The following is a 13,955-nucleotide window of genomic DNA, read 5'->3' as shown; positions in this document are numbered from 1 at the left end:
CTACGGAGGCCGCCGAGGGTTCCCCGTTCGGTCGTCCGTTTCGGGCGGATGGGAGCATGACGGACGTGTCAGCCAGTGAAACGCCGCCCGTGGTGCTGCCCGCTGTCGCCCGCGAGGTCGAGGAGTTCGTGTCCACCGCCGGGTGGAACCAGCCGACCCAGCTGTTCGCGCTGGTCCCGACCGCGGAGCTGCTGGCCCAGCAGCCGGAGTTGGCGGGTCAGCTCGATCCGGAGTCGTCGCCGCTGACCCCGATCGCGCAGGACTCGCTGCCGGACGCCGAGCTGGACCGGGCGCTGGCCGGGATCGTGTGGCCGGAGGTCGTGCACGGCTGCGCGCTCGCGCAAGAGATCGTCGTGCTGCCGCCGGACGCCGAGGCGCAGCTGACCGAGCAGGAGCTGGACGACGAGGAGGCGCGCCGGTTCGCCGCCGAGCACCCCCAGCGCCGTGAGGCCCGGCTGGTGGCGGCGGTGCTGCGGGACGGCTCGGCGGCGTGCGTGCTGCGCCTGCGCGGCAGCGTCGACGTGCCGGAGGAGGTCGTGGCGCACCCCGAACTGGCCCCGAACCTGACCCGCGCCTTGCTGGAGACCTTGCGGGACTAGCCGAGCGCGGGACTAGCCGAGCGCGGGCCGGCCGAGCGCGGGCCGGCCGGGCGCGGGCCGGCCGGGCGTCGCCGGCCCGGCCGCGGCGTCAGCAGCTCGGCGCGTCGCCGCCCTTGCCGAGGGACTCCAAGGACTGGACGGCGTCGTCCAGCGTCTCGACCTTGACCAGGCGCATGCCCTCCGGGGCGTGCTGCTTGGCCTCGTCGCAGTTGCCGGCCGGCACGAGGAACACGGTGGCGCCGCCTTCCTGCGCCGCGACCATCTTGAACCCGATGCCGCCGATGCGGCCGACCTCGCCGCGGTCGTTGATCTCGCCCGTGCCCGCGACGGACTTGCCGCCGTTCAGCTCGCCCGGGGTCAGCTTGTCGACGATCGACAGCGCGAACAGCAGGCCGGCCGACGGGCCGCCCACGTCGCTCAGGCTGATCTTGATGTCGAACGGCACGTCCGCGCGGTCCAGCGGCAGCACGCCGAGGAAACCGGTCTCCCGGCCCTCGGTGCGGCCGAGCGTCACCGTCGACGTCTTGCGGTCCGACCCGCGCTGGTAGGTCAGCGAGACCTGGTCGCCGGGCTTGGTCTGCTCCAAAGCGCCCCGCACGTCGTCGGCGCTCGCGATCTGCCTGCCGTTGACCTCCAGCAGCCGGTCGTCGGGCTCCAGCACGGTGGCCGCGGCGCTGTCCTTGTTGATCTCCGCGGCGACGACCTTCATCGGGTAGTCGAGGTAGCGCAGCGCGGCGACCTCGGCGCTGGTCTGCGAATCCTGGAACGCCTTCACGTTCTGGTCGCGGACCTCCTGCTCCGACTCCCCCGGGCGGAAGAACTCCTCGCGCGGCGCGAGCGCGTACCGGCCGCTGATCCACAGGCCGAGCGCGCCGAACAGCGACACGTCGTCGGTCAGCGAGACCGTCGTCATGGTGAGCTTGCCGCCGGTCGGGAACGTCTCCTGGCCGTCGACGGCCACCACGTCGCCGCCGTCGACCTGGCCCAGCGTGTCGTAGGTCGGGCCGGGGCCCAGCGCCACGTACGGCACGCGCGCGAACCCGCCGAGCAGACCGAGCGCGAGGACGACCACGAGGCTGACCACGAGGGTCCACGTCCGCCGGGTCAGGCCGCGCCGTGGCGCGGGCGGTGGGGTTGGTGCCTGGTCCACGGCGGTGTCGGTGCCTTCGGTCACGCCCGACAGGGTACGACCACCCCGTCACGCTGCCGGCGAACCGGTACCGCACGGCGCGGTCGTCCCGCGTACCGTGGTGGCATGAGTGACCTGCCCTTCGGGTTCAGCCCGCAGGACCCCGACGACCGCAACCGCAAACCCGGAGACCAAGGGGAGAACCCCTTCGACTTCAACCAGCTCGGCGCGATGCTGAGCCAGCTCGGTGCGATGTTCAGCAATGCGGGCACGTCGTCCGGGCCGGTCAACTACGACCTCGCGAAGCAGATCGCCCTCCAGCAGCTCGCCGGCACGGGCGGCTCCGGCCTGGGGTTCAGCCCCGACCAGAACAGCGCGGTCACCGACGCGGTGCACCTCGCCGAGATGTGGCTCGACCCCGCGACGGCGCTGCCCGCCGGGTCCCGCACGACCCAGAGCTGGACCGCGCGCGAGTGGGTGGAGCGCACGCTGCCGACGTGGCAGCGGTTGTGCGACCCGGTGGCGCGGCGCGTGTCCGGCGCGTGGGTCGAGGCGATGCCCGCCGAGGCGAAGGAGGCCGCCGGCCCGCTGCTGTCCATGCTGGGACAGATGGGCGGCATGGCGTTCGGCTCGCAGCTCGGCGGCGCGCTGGCGCAGCTCGGCTCCGAGGTGCTGACGTCCACCGAGGTCGGACTGCCCCTCGGCCCCGAGGGCACGGCCGCGTTGCTGCCGGCCAACATCGAGAAGTTCACCGAGGGCCTGGAGCGGCCCGCCAGCGAGGTGCTGGTGTTCCTGGCCGCCCGCGAGGCGGCGCACCAGCGGCTGTTCAGCCACGTGCCGTGGCTGCGGCAGCGCCTGCTGGACACGGTCGAGGAGTTCGCCCGCGGCATCACCGTCGACACGTCGGCGCTGGAGCAGCTGGCCGGGCAGATCGACCCGGCGAACCCGGCGAGCATCGAAGAGGCGATGAAGTCGGGGATGCTCGAACCCCAGACCACGCCCGAGCAGAAGGCCGCGCTGACCCGGCTGGAGACGTTGCTGGCCCTGGTCGAGGGCTGGGTGGACGTGGTGGTGAACGAGGCGGTCGGCGAGCGGCTGCCGGGCGCCGAGGCGCTGCGGGAGACGCTGCGCAGGCGGCGCGCGTCCGGCGGGCCGGCGGAGCAGACGTTCGCCACGCTCGTCGGCCTGGAGCTGCGGCCCCGCCGGCACCGGTCGGCGGCGGCGCTGTGGAAGCTCCTCGGCGACCAGCACGGCATCGAGCAGCGCGACAGCGTGTGGGACCACCCGGACCTCGTGCCCACGGCGGAGGACCTGGACGACCCGATGGAGTTCGCCGAGCGGTTCGGCCAGACGCGCAAGGCGCTGGAGGACCCGATGGCGGAGCTGGAGCGCACCCTCCGCGAGAAGGACGAACCGGAGAAGGACGGGGAGTAGCGCCCCGCTCCCCCGCGAGGTCGCGTCGGTCGTTCGCGCCTCATCTCGTGGCGATCACGCTGGTCGATCGTCGGAGATCAGGCGCGAACGACCGACCTCCGGGCCGCCGGCCGCGGAGCAGCGGCCGTTCACCTCAGTCCTCCTCGGTGATGCCCAGGCCCGCCGCGGCCGAGAGGCCCTCCAGGTACCCGATGGCCCGCTCGGCCTTCGGGTACCTGTGCACGAGGTCCCAGAAGTCCTTGCCGTGCCCGGGGACCTCCAGGTGCGCCAGCTCGTGCACCAGCACGTAGTCGAGCACCCAGCCGGGCACGTCGCGCAGCCGTTCGCTGATCCGGATCGTGCCCTCGCTCGGCGTGCACGACGCCCACCTCGTGCGCATCGGCGGCACCCAGCGCACGCTGCTCGGCTGCACGCCGTCCAGGTACCGGTCGGCCAGCTCCTCGCACCGGGCGAGCAGCGCGGCGTCCGACGTGCGCGTGGGGGAACGCCGGCGGGTCTCGCTGCGCTGGAGGCGGCTCAGCATCTCCGCGACCCAGTGCTTCTCCTCGCTCTTGCTCATGCGAGCCGGCAGCAGGACGACGACCGTGTCCCCCTCGCGGTACGCGCTCACCATGCGACGGCGCCGGGCGCTGCGCCGCACCTCCACCTGCGGTTCGGGCATGGCGTTCACGGTAAGGCCAGAGACCGACAATCCGCGGCGGCCAAGCGGCGGTCTGTCGGGGGACCTACCGGCAGGTTCGTCCGAAAGGCGGCTGGACACGCCGGCCGCGGCGTGCAGCGGAGCGGCGTTCCCGGAGGTAGCGTGCAGCGCAACCCCCGAGTGTGGCGCAGATCGCCCCGCACTCTCGAAACAAGGGAGGAAGCCGTGGCCGAGACCTACAACGGCTACTGCGTCAAGTGCCGTGAGAAGCGGGACTTCACGGGCGAGGTGCACGAGAGCAACAACCGCAGGATGGCCAAAGGCAAGTGCCCGGTCTGCGGGACCACGGTGACCCGGATCCTCGGCAAGGCGAAGGTCTGACGCCGGCGGGTGGCCGGGTCCTGCGTTGCCCGGCCGCCCGTTCAGGCTCCGCGGCTCGACCAGGTCCGTCAAGCCTGGTCAGGCCCGCCTGTGGACAACTCAGAAGCCTGTGGACAGCCGTTTTGCCGGGCCGGCGATCGTCGGCACGCTGACGGTGTGGATCTCCCCAACCGCCCCAGGGTCCTGCCCGGCCTGCCGCTGCTGCGCCGCCGGGAGGGCGTCGTGCAGATCGGCACCGACCCGCGGCACGCCATGCTCGTCGAGGACGTGCCCGAGCCGATGGCGTCCGTCCTGCTCGGCCTCACCGGCCAGCACACCCTCACCGACCTGCGACAACGTCTCGCCGGTCACGGTCGCCAGGCGGCCGAGCTGGTCGGCCTCCTGCACGGCCTGACGCGCGCCGGGCTGGTGGAGGAGGCCGTGCCCCCGCCGCACCCCCGGCTGACCGCCGAGGCGACCGGGTGGGCGCTGCGCAGCCGCCGCCCGGCCACCGGGCTGGCCGCCACCCGTGCCGCCAAGGCCGTCGTCGTGCACGGCGACGGGCGGCTCGCGGTGATCGTCGCGACGCTCCTCGCGGCCGCCGGAGTGGCACACGTTCGGGTGATAGCGCGGGGCCGCGTCGGGCCTGAGGACACCGGATCGGGTTACACCGAGTCGGACGTCGGCAGACCGCGCGCCGACGCCGCCCGGGACGCGGTGCGCCGGGCGTGCGGGACCGTGCGGTCGGGCGCTCGCGGGCCGGACCTCGTGGTGCTGGCCGACGCGTTGGTGCCCGCCCCGGAGCTGCTGCACCAGCTCCTCGCCGACCGCACGCCCCACCTGGCCGTGCGGGTCCGCGAAGGGCTCGGCGTGGTCGGACCGCTGGTCGTGCCCGGTCGCAGCAGCTGCCTGAGGTGCGCGGACCGGCACCAGGCCGACGTCGACCCGACGTGGCCGCTGGTCGCCGCCCAGCTCGTCGGCCGGTCCCAGCACGCCGACCTGGCCACCGTCACGGCCACCGCCGGCGTCGCGGTCGGGCAGGTTCTCCTGGCGCTCGACGGCCCGCCCGGCGCGTCCGTCGGGACCGCGTCCGGGACCAGGCCGCCGACGTGGGACGCGACGTTGGAGGTCGACGCGTTCACCGGGGCGGTCGAACACCACCTGGCGCCCGTGCACCCCCGCTGTGAGTGCCGTTCGGCGACTTGATCCGTCCCTCAGGTTGGGCTGTGTAGGTTTTGTGGGAGAGGCGCGAACCACTGCGAACTCGTGCACGGGCGGGAGGAGAATCACCGGGTGAGCGAGATCCCGCGCAAGGCAGCGCACCGCACCGCCAAGCTGGCCAGTCTCCCGCTCGGCGTGGCGGGCCGCGTGGTGGGCGGCTGGGGCAAGCGCCTGGCAGGCCGCAGCTCCGAGGAGGTCAGCGCCGAGGTGTCGGCGAAGACCGCGGAGCAGGTGTTCGCGGTGCTCGGGCAGCTCAAGGGCGGCGCGATGAAGTTCGGCCAGGCCCTGAGCGTGTTCGAGGCCGCGGTGCCGGACGAGCTGGCCGAGCCGTACCGCGAGGCGTTGACCAAGCTCCAGACGGCCGCGCCGCCGATGCCCTCGCGCACCGTGCACCGCGTGCTGGCCGAGCAGCTCGGCGCGGGGTGGGCGAAGCGGTTCTCGTCGTTCGACGACAACCCGGCCGCGTCCGCGAGCATCGGCCAGGTGCACCGGGCGGTGTGGCACGACGGCCGCGACGTGGCGGTGAAGGTGCAGTACCCCGGCGCCGACGAGGCGCTGCAGACCGACCTGAAGCAACTGCTGCGGTTCAGCCGGGTGTTGCAGGCGATCATGCCCGGCACCGAGGTCAAGCCGTTGTTGGAGGAGCTGCGGGACCGGTACCTGGAGGAGCTGGACTACCGGACCGAGGCCGACAACCAGCGGGTGTTCGCCAAGGCGTTCGACGGTGACGACCGGGTGCTCGTGCCGCGCGTGGTGGCCAGCTCGCCGAAGGTGATGGTCACCGAGTGGACCGACGGCGTCCCGCTGTCGAAGATCATCCGAGAGGGTGAACCCGAGGAGCGCGACCTGGCCGGTCAGCTCCTGTCGGAGTTCCACTTCTCCGCGCCGAGCCGGTCCGGGCTCCTGCACGCCGACCCGCACCCGGGCAACTTCATGCTCGGTGACGACGGCCGGCTGCGCGTGCTCGACTTCGGGGCCGTCGCGCGGCTGCCCGACGGGCTGCCCAAGACGCTCGGCCTGATGACCAGGCTGGCGCTGGACGGCCGGTCCCAGGACCTCGTGGAGCTGCTGCGGGCGGAGCGGTTCATCCGGCCCGGCACCGAACTGCACGCCGAGGACGTCCTCAACTACCTGGCGCCGTTCGTCGAGCCGCTGCGGACGGAGACGTTCCACTTCACCCGGCGGTGGCTGCAGAAGCAGGCGGAGCGCGTCGGCGACCTCCGGAGCCCCGAGTCGCAGACGGGACGGTCGCTGAACCTGCCGCCCCAGTACCTGCTTATCCACAGGGTGACGTTGGGCGCGACGGGCATCCTCTGCCAGCTCGACGCGAACGTGCAGGCCAGGGCCATCGTCGCCCGCTGGCAACCGGGCTTCGACGACTGAGTTGTCCACAGCCCGTCTAGTTGTCCACAGATCACGACCGGCCACTGGCCCGATCCCCGGAACCACCCGAAGATCGAAGCATGACCGACGTGATCAAGACCGCGGAGCTGAAAGCGGCCGGCGTCCCCGGCTACGTGATCGACCTCAAGTGCCGCCCCGGCGGGCCGTGGCAACGCATCCTGCCGGGCGTCCTGCTGCTGAGCCCCGCGCCGCCCACGAGGGCGCAACGCGTCCGGGCTGCCCTCGCCTACGCCGGTGAAGGCGCGGTCGTCACCGGCGTCGACGCCCTGCGCGCCCACGGCCTCACACCCCTGCCCCACCCACACCCCAAGATCCACCTGCTGAGCCCGCCGGCGACCCGCCGAGCCAACCCCGACCAGGTGATCCTGGAACGCACGACCCGCCCGCCCGAGGTCGTGCTGCGCGACGGCCTCCCCGTGGCCGAGCCGACAAGGGCAGCCCTGGACGCCGCCCGCCACGACCCGAACCCGTTGCGCCAACACCACATGCTGGCGACGGCGGTGTCCACGGGCCTGTGCACGGTCGCCGGCCTGACCGCGGAGCTGAACGCGGGCAGCAAGCGGGGCTCAGCCACCCCAAGGTCAACCCTGAAACTCCTAGCCGCCCTACTCCGCTAACCACCCACCCACCAACCCCGCCCACCCACACCAACCACCCGCCCACGCCCACGCACCCACCCGGCACCAGACACGCAGCCGCACCCCACCGGCCAAACCCACCGCCCGACCGGCCCGACCGGCAGCCTCACCCCGCCGGCCCCACGCCCACCAGCAGCCGACCGGACCGGCGGGCAGTCACACCCCGCCGGCTCACACAGCCGCGGATCTCACCGGTCAACCCCAGCCTTGCCCACCGGCCCGCTCCATTGCCCGAGCTCGCCCGGCCGAATCCACACCCTCCGCCACCAGCCCGAAGACCGAGTCGCCCCGCCGCCCCGGCGCTCATCCAGCGCACCAGGCCGTCGAACTGGCGGCCGGACCGGCTAGTTCCAGTAGTCGCTGGGCAGCTTGCCCTCGATGTCTCGCACATGCGCCCGCGCGCAGACGTGGCACAGCCACTGGGCGTCCGAGCGCTCCGACGAGCGGGGGTCGCCGGCACCGGTGGTCCGTGCTCTGGGCTCTCGTTGGTGGACCCAGGCGAGGAGGTCTGCCGGATCGGTCACCGAGGACCGCGTCCGGCCGCATCGGGCACAGGCCTCCGTCACGGCTTGCGACCCACGTACACCGTGTTGGCGGTCAGCAGGAACACGTCGTCGCGCAACCCGAGGAAGGCGGAATCGTGTGGGTCGAGGAGGCGGCTGACCGTGCGGCGGTCGGCGGGGTGCAGGAGGTCGCCGGCGACCTCCATGTGCCACTGCAGCCGGTTCACCGCCCAGTCGCGGACCGCCTGCTTGGCGGGCGCCGGGTGGTCGATCAGGTAGCTGAACGCCGTCACCTCGACCAGGCCGGCCTCGGCGAGCGCGGTGTTCCAGCCGCCCGCCATCCGGACGGCGCCTTCCGTGTTCTCGCGCATCCGCACGAACCACTGGGCACGGGCGGCCGCCAGCCTGTCCTGCAGGCCCGGTTCGCCGATGCCGAGGTCGAACGGGAGGAACTTGCCCTCCAAGCCGCCTTCGGCCAGCGCCAACCACCCACCCGGCGCGACGGCGTCGACCAACCCCAGCACGGCCGCACGTTGATCCGGGAGGTGGTGCACCACGTTCGACGCCCACACCAGCTGCGCGGGCCCGGCGAGGTCCGCCGGCCGCTCGGTGGCGAGGTCGGCCAGCACGGGCCGGATGTGCACGGTGGTCGTGCTCGTGTCGGTCTCGTACGAGGCCGCCGAGCGCGCGAGGCCGGTCGCCACGTCGAGCAGCTCCGGCGCGCCGTCGACCAACACCACCGTGCCCCCGCCCCGGGCGGACAGGGCTTCGACCAGTGCCACGCTCATCCCGCCCGCGCCGCACCCGACGTCCAGCACGGTCGGGTTGTCGGGCAGGGCGCGCACCAGTCTCCGCGCGACCACGCGGTGGGCCTCGCCGTCCAGTTCGTCGGCCTGCCGCAGGGCGGTCAGCCGCGACGACCAGTCGATGCCGTCGTGCGAGTGGGCATGGGTGTGAGAGTGAGCTGCCACACGTCGACGGTACCCACCGCGGGCCGAACCCTCCGCTTGAAATTCGGCCCGAGCGCGACCACGACCACTCGGCCGGCTGCCGTCCATTCGACTCGCCCACCGCCGATCGCTCTCCGCTGGAATGCGATCGGTGGCTACGGCGGAGGCCCGCCTGCCCCGTCGAGGTGACGGGGCAGGCGGGCCGGCGTGCGCACTCAGATCGCGTGGGCCTTCAGGGCGGCCCGGCGCGCGGCCCATCCGGCGAACCGACGCCACCTGCGAGCGACGATGAGCCGGTGGGCCAGCCGATGCTGTCGCGCGTATATCTCCGCGTCATGCATTCGGGATCTGGCGAGATTTTCTTCGAGCAGCATGGGGTTCCCCTTGGGGTTGATCTCGATGAGCATTGCTTCGTCGCGGGTGGATCGATACGTGGTCACGCGGCGGCCTCCTGGTCGTTAGCCCCCCGGACAACGGTCGCGGCGGGCGCCGCGGGCACAACGGTCGCGGCGGGCGCCGCGGGAACAACGGGTGCCGCGTCCTTGCGGGGGCGTCCACGGGGACGCTTCCGCGCGATCACGGCTCCGCGCTCGAAGATCTCGCCACCCCAGACGCCCCACGGCTCGTGGCGGGCGATCGCCCCGGCGAGGCACTCGGCGATCACCGGGCAGGAGGCGCAGAACCGCTTCGCCTCCTCCAGCTCGGCCGGCGAGTCGGCGAACCACAGGTCGGGGTTGTTGGTGCGGCAAGGAAGCTCCAAGCCGGCGTCGGGCGCGGTGTCGATCAGAGAAGCGACTCCCGCTCCGGCGAGCTCCGGCTCGGTGGACAACGTCCCGTTTATGGGGACGGTCGCGGTCAACATCAGGTGGACTCCTGTCAAGGGTGTTGCATGGGGTTTTGGTCGTGCGAACTGCGTTGTAAAACGGGTTTGAACAGCACAAAGGCCGCGGATCCGGTTACGGGTCCGCGGCCTTGGTGAGCTTCGTGGCCTGACTACAAGGTGGTCAGGTACTTCGCTCGTGCGCGGACGGCGCAACGATCTGAGTCGGACGGACGGTCGGCGCGTGCGGCGCCGGCACCTGGATCAGCTGAACTCGCTCAGCGCCCCACTTGAGGGCGTGGCGATCGCGGGCAGACTTCTCCCCCGCGACGAGAGCAGCGCCGGACACGAGAACGACCCCGGACTTCAGGTAACCGGGCGTCTCGAAGCACATGAGAGTGTTCACGGCCGGTCACCTCCTCGGGTGTCTCGTGTCGACTGCAAGCTCTTGAATCCCCAGCGGGCGCTTCGCGCCCGGCCTCAGCAGGTTATGACCCGGCGCACGGCGGGTGCAACCGGTTTTTCCAAATACCTGTCGATCGTGTGAAAGTTCAGCGTTTGCCCTGCACAGAGCGCTGCGACGCGAGCACTCGTCCGGACCAACCGTGCCGACGTCAGGCTGACGGGAGCGCTTTGTCCCGCCGGCGGGACAGTCGTCACCGCTCGCCGCGCACCAGGGACAGCACGTCGTCGCCGAAGCGGTCCAGTTTGGACGCTCCGATGCCCGAGATGGCGACCAGGCCCGCGACGTCCTCGGGGCGCTGCTCGGCGATCGCCACGAGAGTCGCGTCGGTGAACACGACGTAGGCGGGCACCTTCAGCTCACGCGCCCGGTCCGCCCGCCACGCCCGGAGCTTGGCCAGCAGCTCCTCGTCGACGTCCGACGGGCACGAGGCGCACCGGCTCAGCTTGATCGACCGCGCGTCCACCAACGCCGACCCGCACACGCGGCACTGCGGCTTCGGCTTGCGCTGCAGCGGCTCCCGCTTGACCGCGCGCGACGCCGGGTGGTCCTCGGGCACCAGCCCGTAGAGGAACCGGCTGCGCCGGCGGTAACGACGCCCGCCCGCGGCCCGCGCCAACGCCCACGACAACCACAGGTGCACGCGCGCACGCGTCACACCCACGTACAGCAACCGGCGCTCTTCCTCGACGGCCGCCTCGTCGCCGTCCGCGTGCTGGATCGGCAGCGTCCCCTCGACCAGCCCGACCAGGAACACCGCGTCCCACTCCAGGCCCTTCGCCGCGTGCAGCGACGCGAGGGTCACGCCCTCCACGGTCGGCGGGTGCTGCGCCTCGGCCCGCAGCTCCAGCTCGGTGACGAACTTCGGCAGGTCCGCGCCGTCCACGGTGGTGACGAGTTCCTCGGCCAGCTCGACGAGCGCGAGCAGCGACTCCCACTTCTCGCGCGCCGACCCGCCGGCGGGCGGCTCGTCGGTCAGGCCGATCCCGGCCAGCACCTCCCGCACCACCTTGGGCAGCTCGCCGGTCGGCTCGTGCGCCGCCGCCGACCGCAGCGCGACCATCGCCTGCCGCACCTCGGCCCGCTGGAAGAACCGCTCCCCGCCCCGCACCTGGTACGGCACGCCGACCTCGGCCAACGCCTGCTCGAACACCTCGGACTGGGCGTTCACCCGGTACAGGACGGCGATCTCGCTCGCCGCCACGCCCTCGTCCAGCAGCGCCTTGACCCGCTGCGCGACGGCCGCCGCCTCCAGCGACTCGTCGTCGAACTCGGTGAACGTCGGCTTCGGACCGTCCGGGCGCTGCCCGATCAGCCGCAGCCTCGACCCGGCGGGACGGCCGCGCGCCGACTTGATCACGTCGTTGGCCAGCTCCACGACCTGCGGCGTCGACCGGTAGTCCCGTTCCAGCCGCACCACCGCCGCGGCCGGGAACCGGCGCGGGAAGTCGAGCAGCGGCCGCGGCGAGGCGCCCGCGAACGAGTAAATGGTCTGGTTGGCGTCGCCGACGACGGTCAGGTCGTCGCGCTCGCCCAGCCACGCGTCGAGCACGCGCTGCTGCAAGGGGGTGACGTCCTGGTACTCGTCCACGACGAAGCACCGGTACCGGTCGCGGAACTCCTCGGCGACCTCGCCGTGCTCCTCCAACGCCGCCGCGGTGTGCAGGAGGAGGTCGTCGAAGTCGAGCAGCTGCGCCTGGTTCTTCAGCTCCTCGTACGTCCGGTAGACCTGCACGACCTGCTCGGCGGGCGCGGGCGTGTCACGGCTCGTGCGGGCGGCCGCGGCCGGGTAGTCCTCGGGCGCGACGAGCGACGCCTTGGACCACTCGATCTCGCCGGCCAGGTCGCGCAGCGAGTCGGACTCGGTGGACAGGCCGGCGCGGTTCGCGGCCTGCGCGACCAGCCGGAGCTTGTTGCGGTCGATCAGCTGCCACTGCTCGCCGCCGACGACGCGCGGCCAGAAGTAGCGGAGCTGGCGCAGCGCGGCGGCGTGGAACGTGCGGGCCTGCGCGCCGTGCACGCCGAGCGCCCGCAACCGCGTCCGCATCTCGCCCGCGGCACGTGCGGTGAACGTGACGGCGAGGACTTGACCTGCGGAAACGTGACCGCGTTGGACCAAGTAGGCGATCCTGTGCGTGATCGTGCGGGTCTTGCCCGTGCCGGCTCCCGCGAGGACGCACACCGGACCGCGCGGAGCCTCCACGGCGGCACGCTGTTCCGGGTCCAGTCCCTCCAGCAGCCGGTCCATGCGCAGCATCCTCGCAGAGCACAGCGAGTACTCCCGTCATGGGGCGACGCGGCGCGCCGTATCCTGGTGGGTATGGCTGGTAAGCAGGACAAGGCGGCCGCCAAGGCGGCTGCCAAGGAAGCGGCGAAGGCTCGGCGCGCGGCATCGAAGGCGAAGCGCAGCCAGATCTTCGAGGCGTTCAAGATGCAGCGCCGCGAGGACAAGGCGCTCGTGCCGTTGATGCTGGCGTGCCTGCTCGGCGCGACGGCCGCGGCGTTCCTGATCGGCCTCATCTGGGACATGCAGTGGGTGCTGCTGCCCATGGGCATCGCGGTGGGCGCGCTGCTCGCGGTCATCGTGTTCGGCCGCCGGGTGCAGCGCACGGTGTACGCGAAGGCCGACGGCCAGCCGGGCGCGGCGGCGTGGGCGCTGGACAACCTGCGCGGCAAGTGGCGCGTCACCCAGGCGGTGGCGGGCACGACGAGCGGCGACATGGTGCACCGGGTGCTCGGCCGGCCGGGCGTGGTGCTGGTCGCCGAGGGCGCGCCGCACCGGGTGAAGGGCCTGCTCGCGCAGGAGAAGAAGCGGGTGGCGCGGGTGATCGGCGAGACGCCGATCTACGACGTCGTCGTCGGCACGGAGGACGGCCAGGTGCCGCTTCGCAAGCTGCAGGGCCACCTGATGAAGCTGCCGCGCAACATCTCGACCGCCCAGGTCGACACGATCGACAACCGCCTGGCCGCGCTGGCCAGCCGCGGCGCGGCGCTGCCGAAGGGCCCGATGCCCCAGGGCGCCAAGATGCGCAACGTGCAGCGCGCCATGCGCCGTCGCTGACGTTCGCGCAGCTCAGACCCGCTCAGGCCCGTTCCGGACAGTCGTTCCGGGCGGGCCTGACGCGTGTCCGCGTGTCCGTGTGTCCGCGTGTGTCCGCGTGGTTGGGCGACCCGGCCCTGGGCTCAGCGGACGCGGATGACGACGGTGCCCGCGACCTTGTCGTGCAGGCCCCGGCCGTCGGCGTCCCAGACCACGGCCGGGATGATCGGGAAGATCAACGCCGTGCGCAGCGCCGCCCGCGGCAGACCGACGATCCCGGCGCCGTCCAGCCGGGCGACCCGGAGGCCGAACAGCGCGTGACCAGGGGTGAAGCCGAAGAAGCCGACCGCGATGACGGTGATGGCGAACCAGGCCAGCAGGCTCCAGTTCTTCGGCAGGTCGGGCATGGTGAACAGCCCCGCGACCCCCGCGGACAGCAGGAAGTCGACCATGATGGCGATCGCGCGCCGACCCGTGGACGCCACCGAGCCGGGGCCGGACTGGGGCAGGCCGAGGCGTTCACCCCGCCACCGCTGCCCGGTACCGTCGCCGGAGTCGGCGCCGGGCTCCAACGCCGAACGGGGTCCAGACAGCCACGAACCGGTCCACTTGCTCACCCCACCAGAGTAAGCGCCGTGCTCAGCGGGTGAGGAGCGACGGTCCGGTTGCCCGACCTGGGGACCCCGTTAACACTGGCGAAACACCAGGGTGATGGCTGGGCAACACCGCGGTCTTAGTTTCGCCACGATGGCAG

Annotated in this window: 15 protein-coding genes; 7 read left to right on the top strand and 8 right to left on the bottom strand. The window is 72.5% G+C overall.

Annotated elements, in window-relative coordinates; genetic code table 11:
* Window positions 1–56: 56 nt before the first annotated feature.
* Entirely contained in the window at window positions 57–599 is a 543-nt protein-coding gene (locus ACRAKH_RS05115) for a PPA1309 family protein (protein WP_380727184.1), read from the top strand.
* An 88-nt stretch (window positions 600–687) separates the two neighbouring features.
* Here ACRAKH_RS05115 and ACRAKH_RS05110 read toward each other — a convergent pair whose 3' ends face one another.
* Window positions 688–1,773 (bottom strand): YlbL family protein, encoded by a 1,086-nt coding sequence (locus ACRAKH_RS05110; RefSeq protein WP_380723501.1) that lies wholly within the window; start codon window positions 1,771–1,773, stop codon window positions 688–690.
* Window positions 1,774–1,854: 81 nt separating this feature from the next.
* Here ACRAKH_RS05110 and ACRAKH_RS05105 point away from each other — a divergent pair, with 81 nt between their 5' ends.
* Window positions 1,855–3,162: a zinc-dependent metalloprotease gene (locus ACRAKH_RS05105; protein ID WP_380723502.1), complete on the top strand. Its 1,308-nt coding sequence runs from the start codon at window positions 1,855–1,857 to the stop codon at window positions 3,160–3,162.
* A gap of 133 nt (window positions 3,163–3,295) precedes the next feature.
* Here the strand turns inward: ACRAKH_RS05105 and ACRAKH_RS05100 are convergent, their stop codons facing one another.
* Complete coding sequence (locus ACRAKH_RS05100; RefSeq protein WP_380723503.1) at window positions 3,296–3,823, bottom strand: M48 metallopeptidase family protein; 528 nt, start codon at window positions 3,821–3,823, stop codon at window positions 3,296–3,298.
* Window positions 3,824–4,027: 204 nt separating this feature from the next.
* On the opposite strand from ACRAKH_RS05100, the gene ACRAKH_RS05095 reads away from it, so the two are divergent.
* The 4 genes from ACRAKH_RS05095 (at window position 4,028) to ACRAKH_RS05080 (ending at window position 7,404) form a co-directional block, all read left to right on the top strand.
* Window positions 4,028–4,183: a DUF5679 domain-containing protein gene (locus ACRAKH_RS05095; RefSeq protein WP_015098458.1), complete on the top strand. Its 156-nt coding sequence runs from the start codon at window positions 4,028–4,030 to the stop codon at window positions 4,181–4,183.
* A gap of 156 nt (window positions 4,184–4,339) precedes the next feature.
* Window positions 4,340–5,368: a ThiF family adenylyltransferase gene (locus tag ACRAKH_RS05090; RefSeq protein ID WP_447009658.1), complete on the top strand. Its 1,029-nt coding sequence runs from the start codon at window positions 4,340–4,342 to the stop codon at window positions 5,366–5,368.
* Window positions 5,369–5,455: 87 nt separating this feature from the next.
* The gene (locus tag ACRAKH_RS05085; RefSeq protein ID WP_380723505.1) at window positions 5,456–6,766 is read left to right on the top strand and encodes an ABC1 kinase family protein; all 1,311 of its coding nucleotides are present in this window, start codon (window positions 5,456–5,458) and stop codon (window positions 6,764–6,766) included.
* A gap of 80 nt (window positions 6,767–6,846) precedes the next feature.
* Window positions 6,847–7,404, top strand: a complete 558-nt coding sequence (locus ACRAKH_RS05080) for a hypothetical protein (protein ID WP_380723506.1) — start codon at window positions 6,847–6,849, stop codon at window positions 7,402–7,404.
* Between the two features lie 583 nt (window positions 7,405–7,987).
* Here the strand turns inward: ACRAKH_RS05080 and ACRAKH_RS05075 are convergent.
* From ACRAKH_RS05075 to ACRAKH_RS05055, 5 genes are all read right to left on the bottom strand, one after another.
* Window positions 7,988–8,899: a class I SAM-dependent methyltransferase gene (locus ACRAKH_RS05075; RefSeq protein WP_380723507.1), complete on the bottom strand. Its 912-nt coding sequence runs from the start codon at window positions 8,897–8,899 to the stop codon at window positions 7,988–7,990.
* A 194-nt stretch (window positions 8,900–9,093) separates the two neighbouring features.
* Window positions 9,094–9,318 (bottom strand): hypothetical protein, encoded by a 225-nt coding sequence (locus tag ACRAKH_RS05070; protein WP_380723508.1) that lies wholly within the window; start codon window positions 9,316–9,318, stop codon window positions 9,094–9,096.
* A complete protein-coding gene (locus tag ACRAKH_RS05065; protein WP_380723509.1) occupies window positions 9,315–9,740 on the bottom strand; it encodes a WhiB family transcriptional regulator in 426 nt (141 codons plus the stop codon). The genes ACRAKH_RS05070 and ACRAKH_RS05065 overlap by 4 nt, the downstream gene beginning before the upstream one ends.
* A 142-nt stretch (window positions 9,741–9,882) precedes the next feature.
* Window positions 9,883–10,104: a hypothetical protein gene (locus ACRAKH_RS05060; protein WP_380723510.1), complete on the bottom strand. Its 222-nt coding sequence runs from the start codon at window positions 10,102–10,104 to the stop codon at window positions 9,883–9,885.
* Between the two features lie 250 nt (window positions 10,105–10,354).
* Entirely contained in the window at window positions 10,355–12,418 is a 2,064-nt protein-coding gene (locus ACRAKH_RS05055; RefSeq protein ID WP_380723511.1) for an ATP-dependent DNA helicase UvrD2, read from the bottom strand.
* Between the two features lie 63 nt (window positions 12,419–12,481).
* Between ACRAKH_RS05055 and ACRAKH_RS05050 the strand changes: the two genes are divergently transcribed.
* Window positions 12,482–13,222: a DUF4191 domain-containing protein gene (locus tag ACRAKH_RS05050; RefSeq protein ID WP_380723512.1), complete on the top strand. Its 741-nt coding sequence runs from the start codon at window positions 12,482–12,484 to the stop codon at window positions 13,220–13,222.
* 122 nt (window positions 13,223–13,344) lie between these two features.
* Here the strand turns inward: ACRAKH_RS05050 and ACRAKH_RS05045 are convergent, their stop codons facing one another.
* Window positions 13,345–13,818 carry an RDD family protein gene (locus ACRAKH_RS05045; RefSeq protein WP_380723513.1) on the bottom strand — a complete coding sequence of 158 codons (474 nt, stop codon included), beginning with the start codon at window positions 13,816–13,818 and terminating at the stop codon, window positions 13,345–13,347.
* Window positions 13,819–13,955: the final 137 nt, after the last annotated feature.

The sequence above is a fragment of the Saccharothrix hoggarensis genome (assembly GCF_052936025.1).
This window is presented reverse-complemented; position numbering and strand designations above follow the sequence as displayed.

Bases quoted from the DNA above. Each gene is read 5' to 3' on its own strand.
- ACRAKH_RS05115 (WP_380727184.1), top strand. From the start codon at position 57: ATGACGGACGTGTCAGCCAGTGAAACGCCGCCCGTGGTGCTGCCCGCT.
- ACRAKH_RS05105 (WP_380723502.1), top strand. From the start codon at position 1,855: ATGAGTGACCTGCCCTTCGGGTTCAGCCCGCAGGACCCCGACGACCGC.
- ACRAKH_RS05100 (WP_380723503.1), bottom strand. From the start codon at position 3,823: ATGCCCGAACCGCAGGTGGAGGTGCGGCGCAGCGCCCGGCGCCGTCGC.
- ACRAKH_RS05080 (WP_380723506.1), top strand. From the start codon at position 6,847: ATGACCGACGTGATCAAGACCGCGGAGCTGAAAGCGGCCGGCGTCCCC.
- ACRAKH_RS05065 (WP_380723509.1), bottom strand. From the start codon at position 9,740: ATGTTGACCGCGACCGTCCCCATAAACGGGACGTTGTCCACCGAGCCG.
- ACRAKH_RS05055 (WP_380723511.1), bottom strand. From the start codon at position 12,418: ATGCTGCGCATGGACCGGCTGCTGGAGGGACTGGACCCGGAACAGCGT.
- ACRAKH_RS05050 (WP_380723512.1), top strand. From the start codon at position 12,482: ATGGCTGGTAAGCAGGACAAGGCGGCCGCCAAGGCGGCTGCCAAGGAA.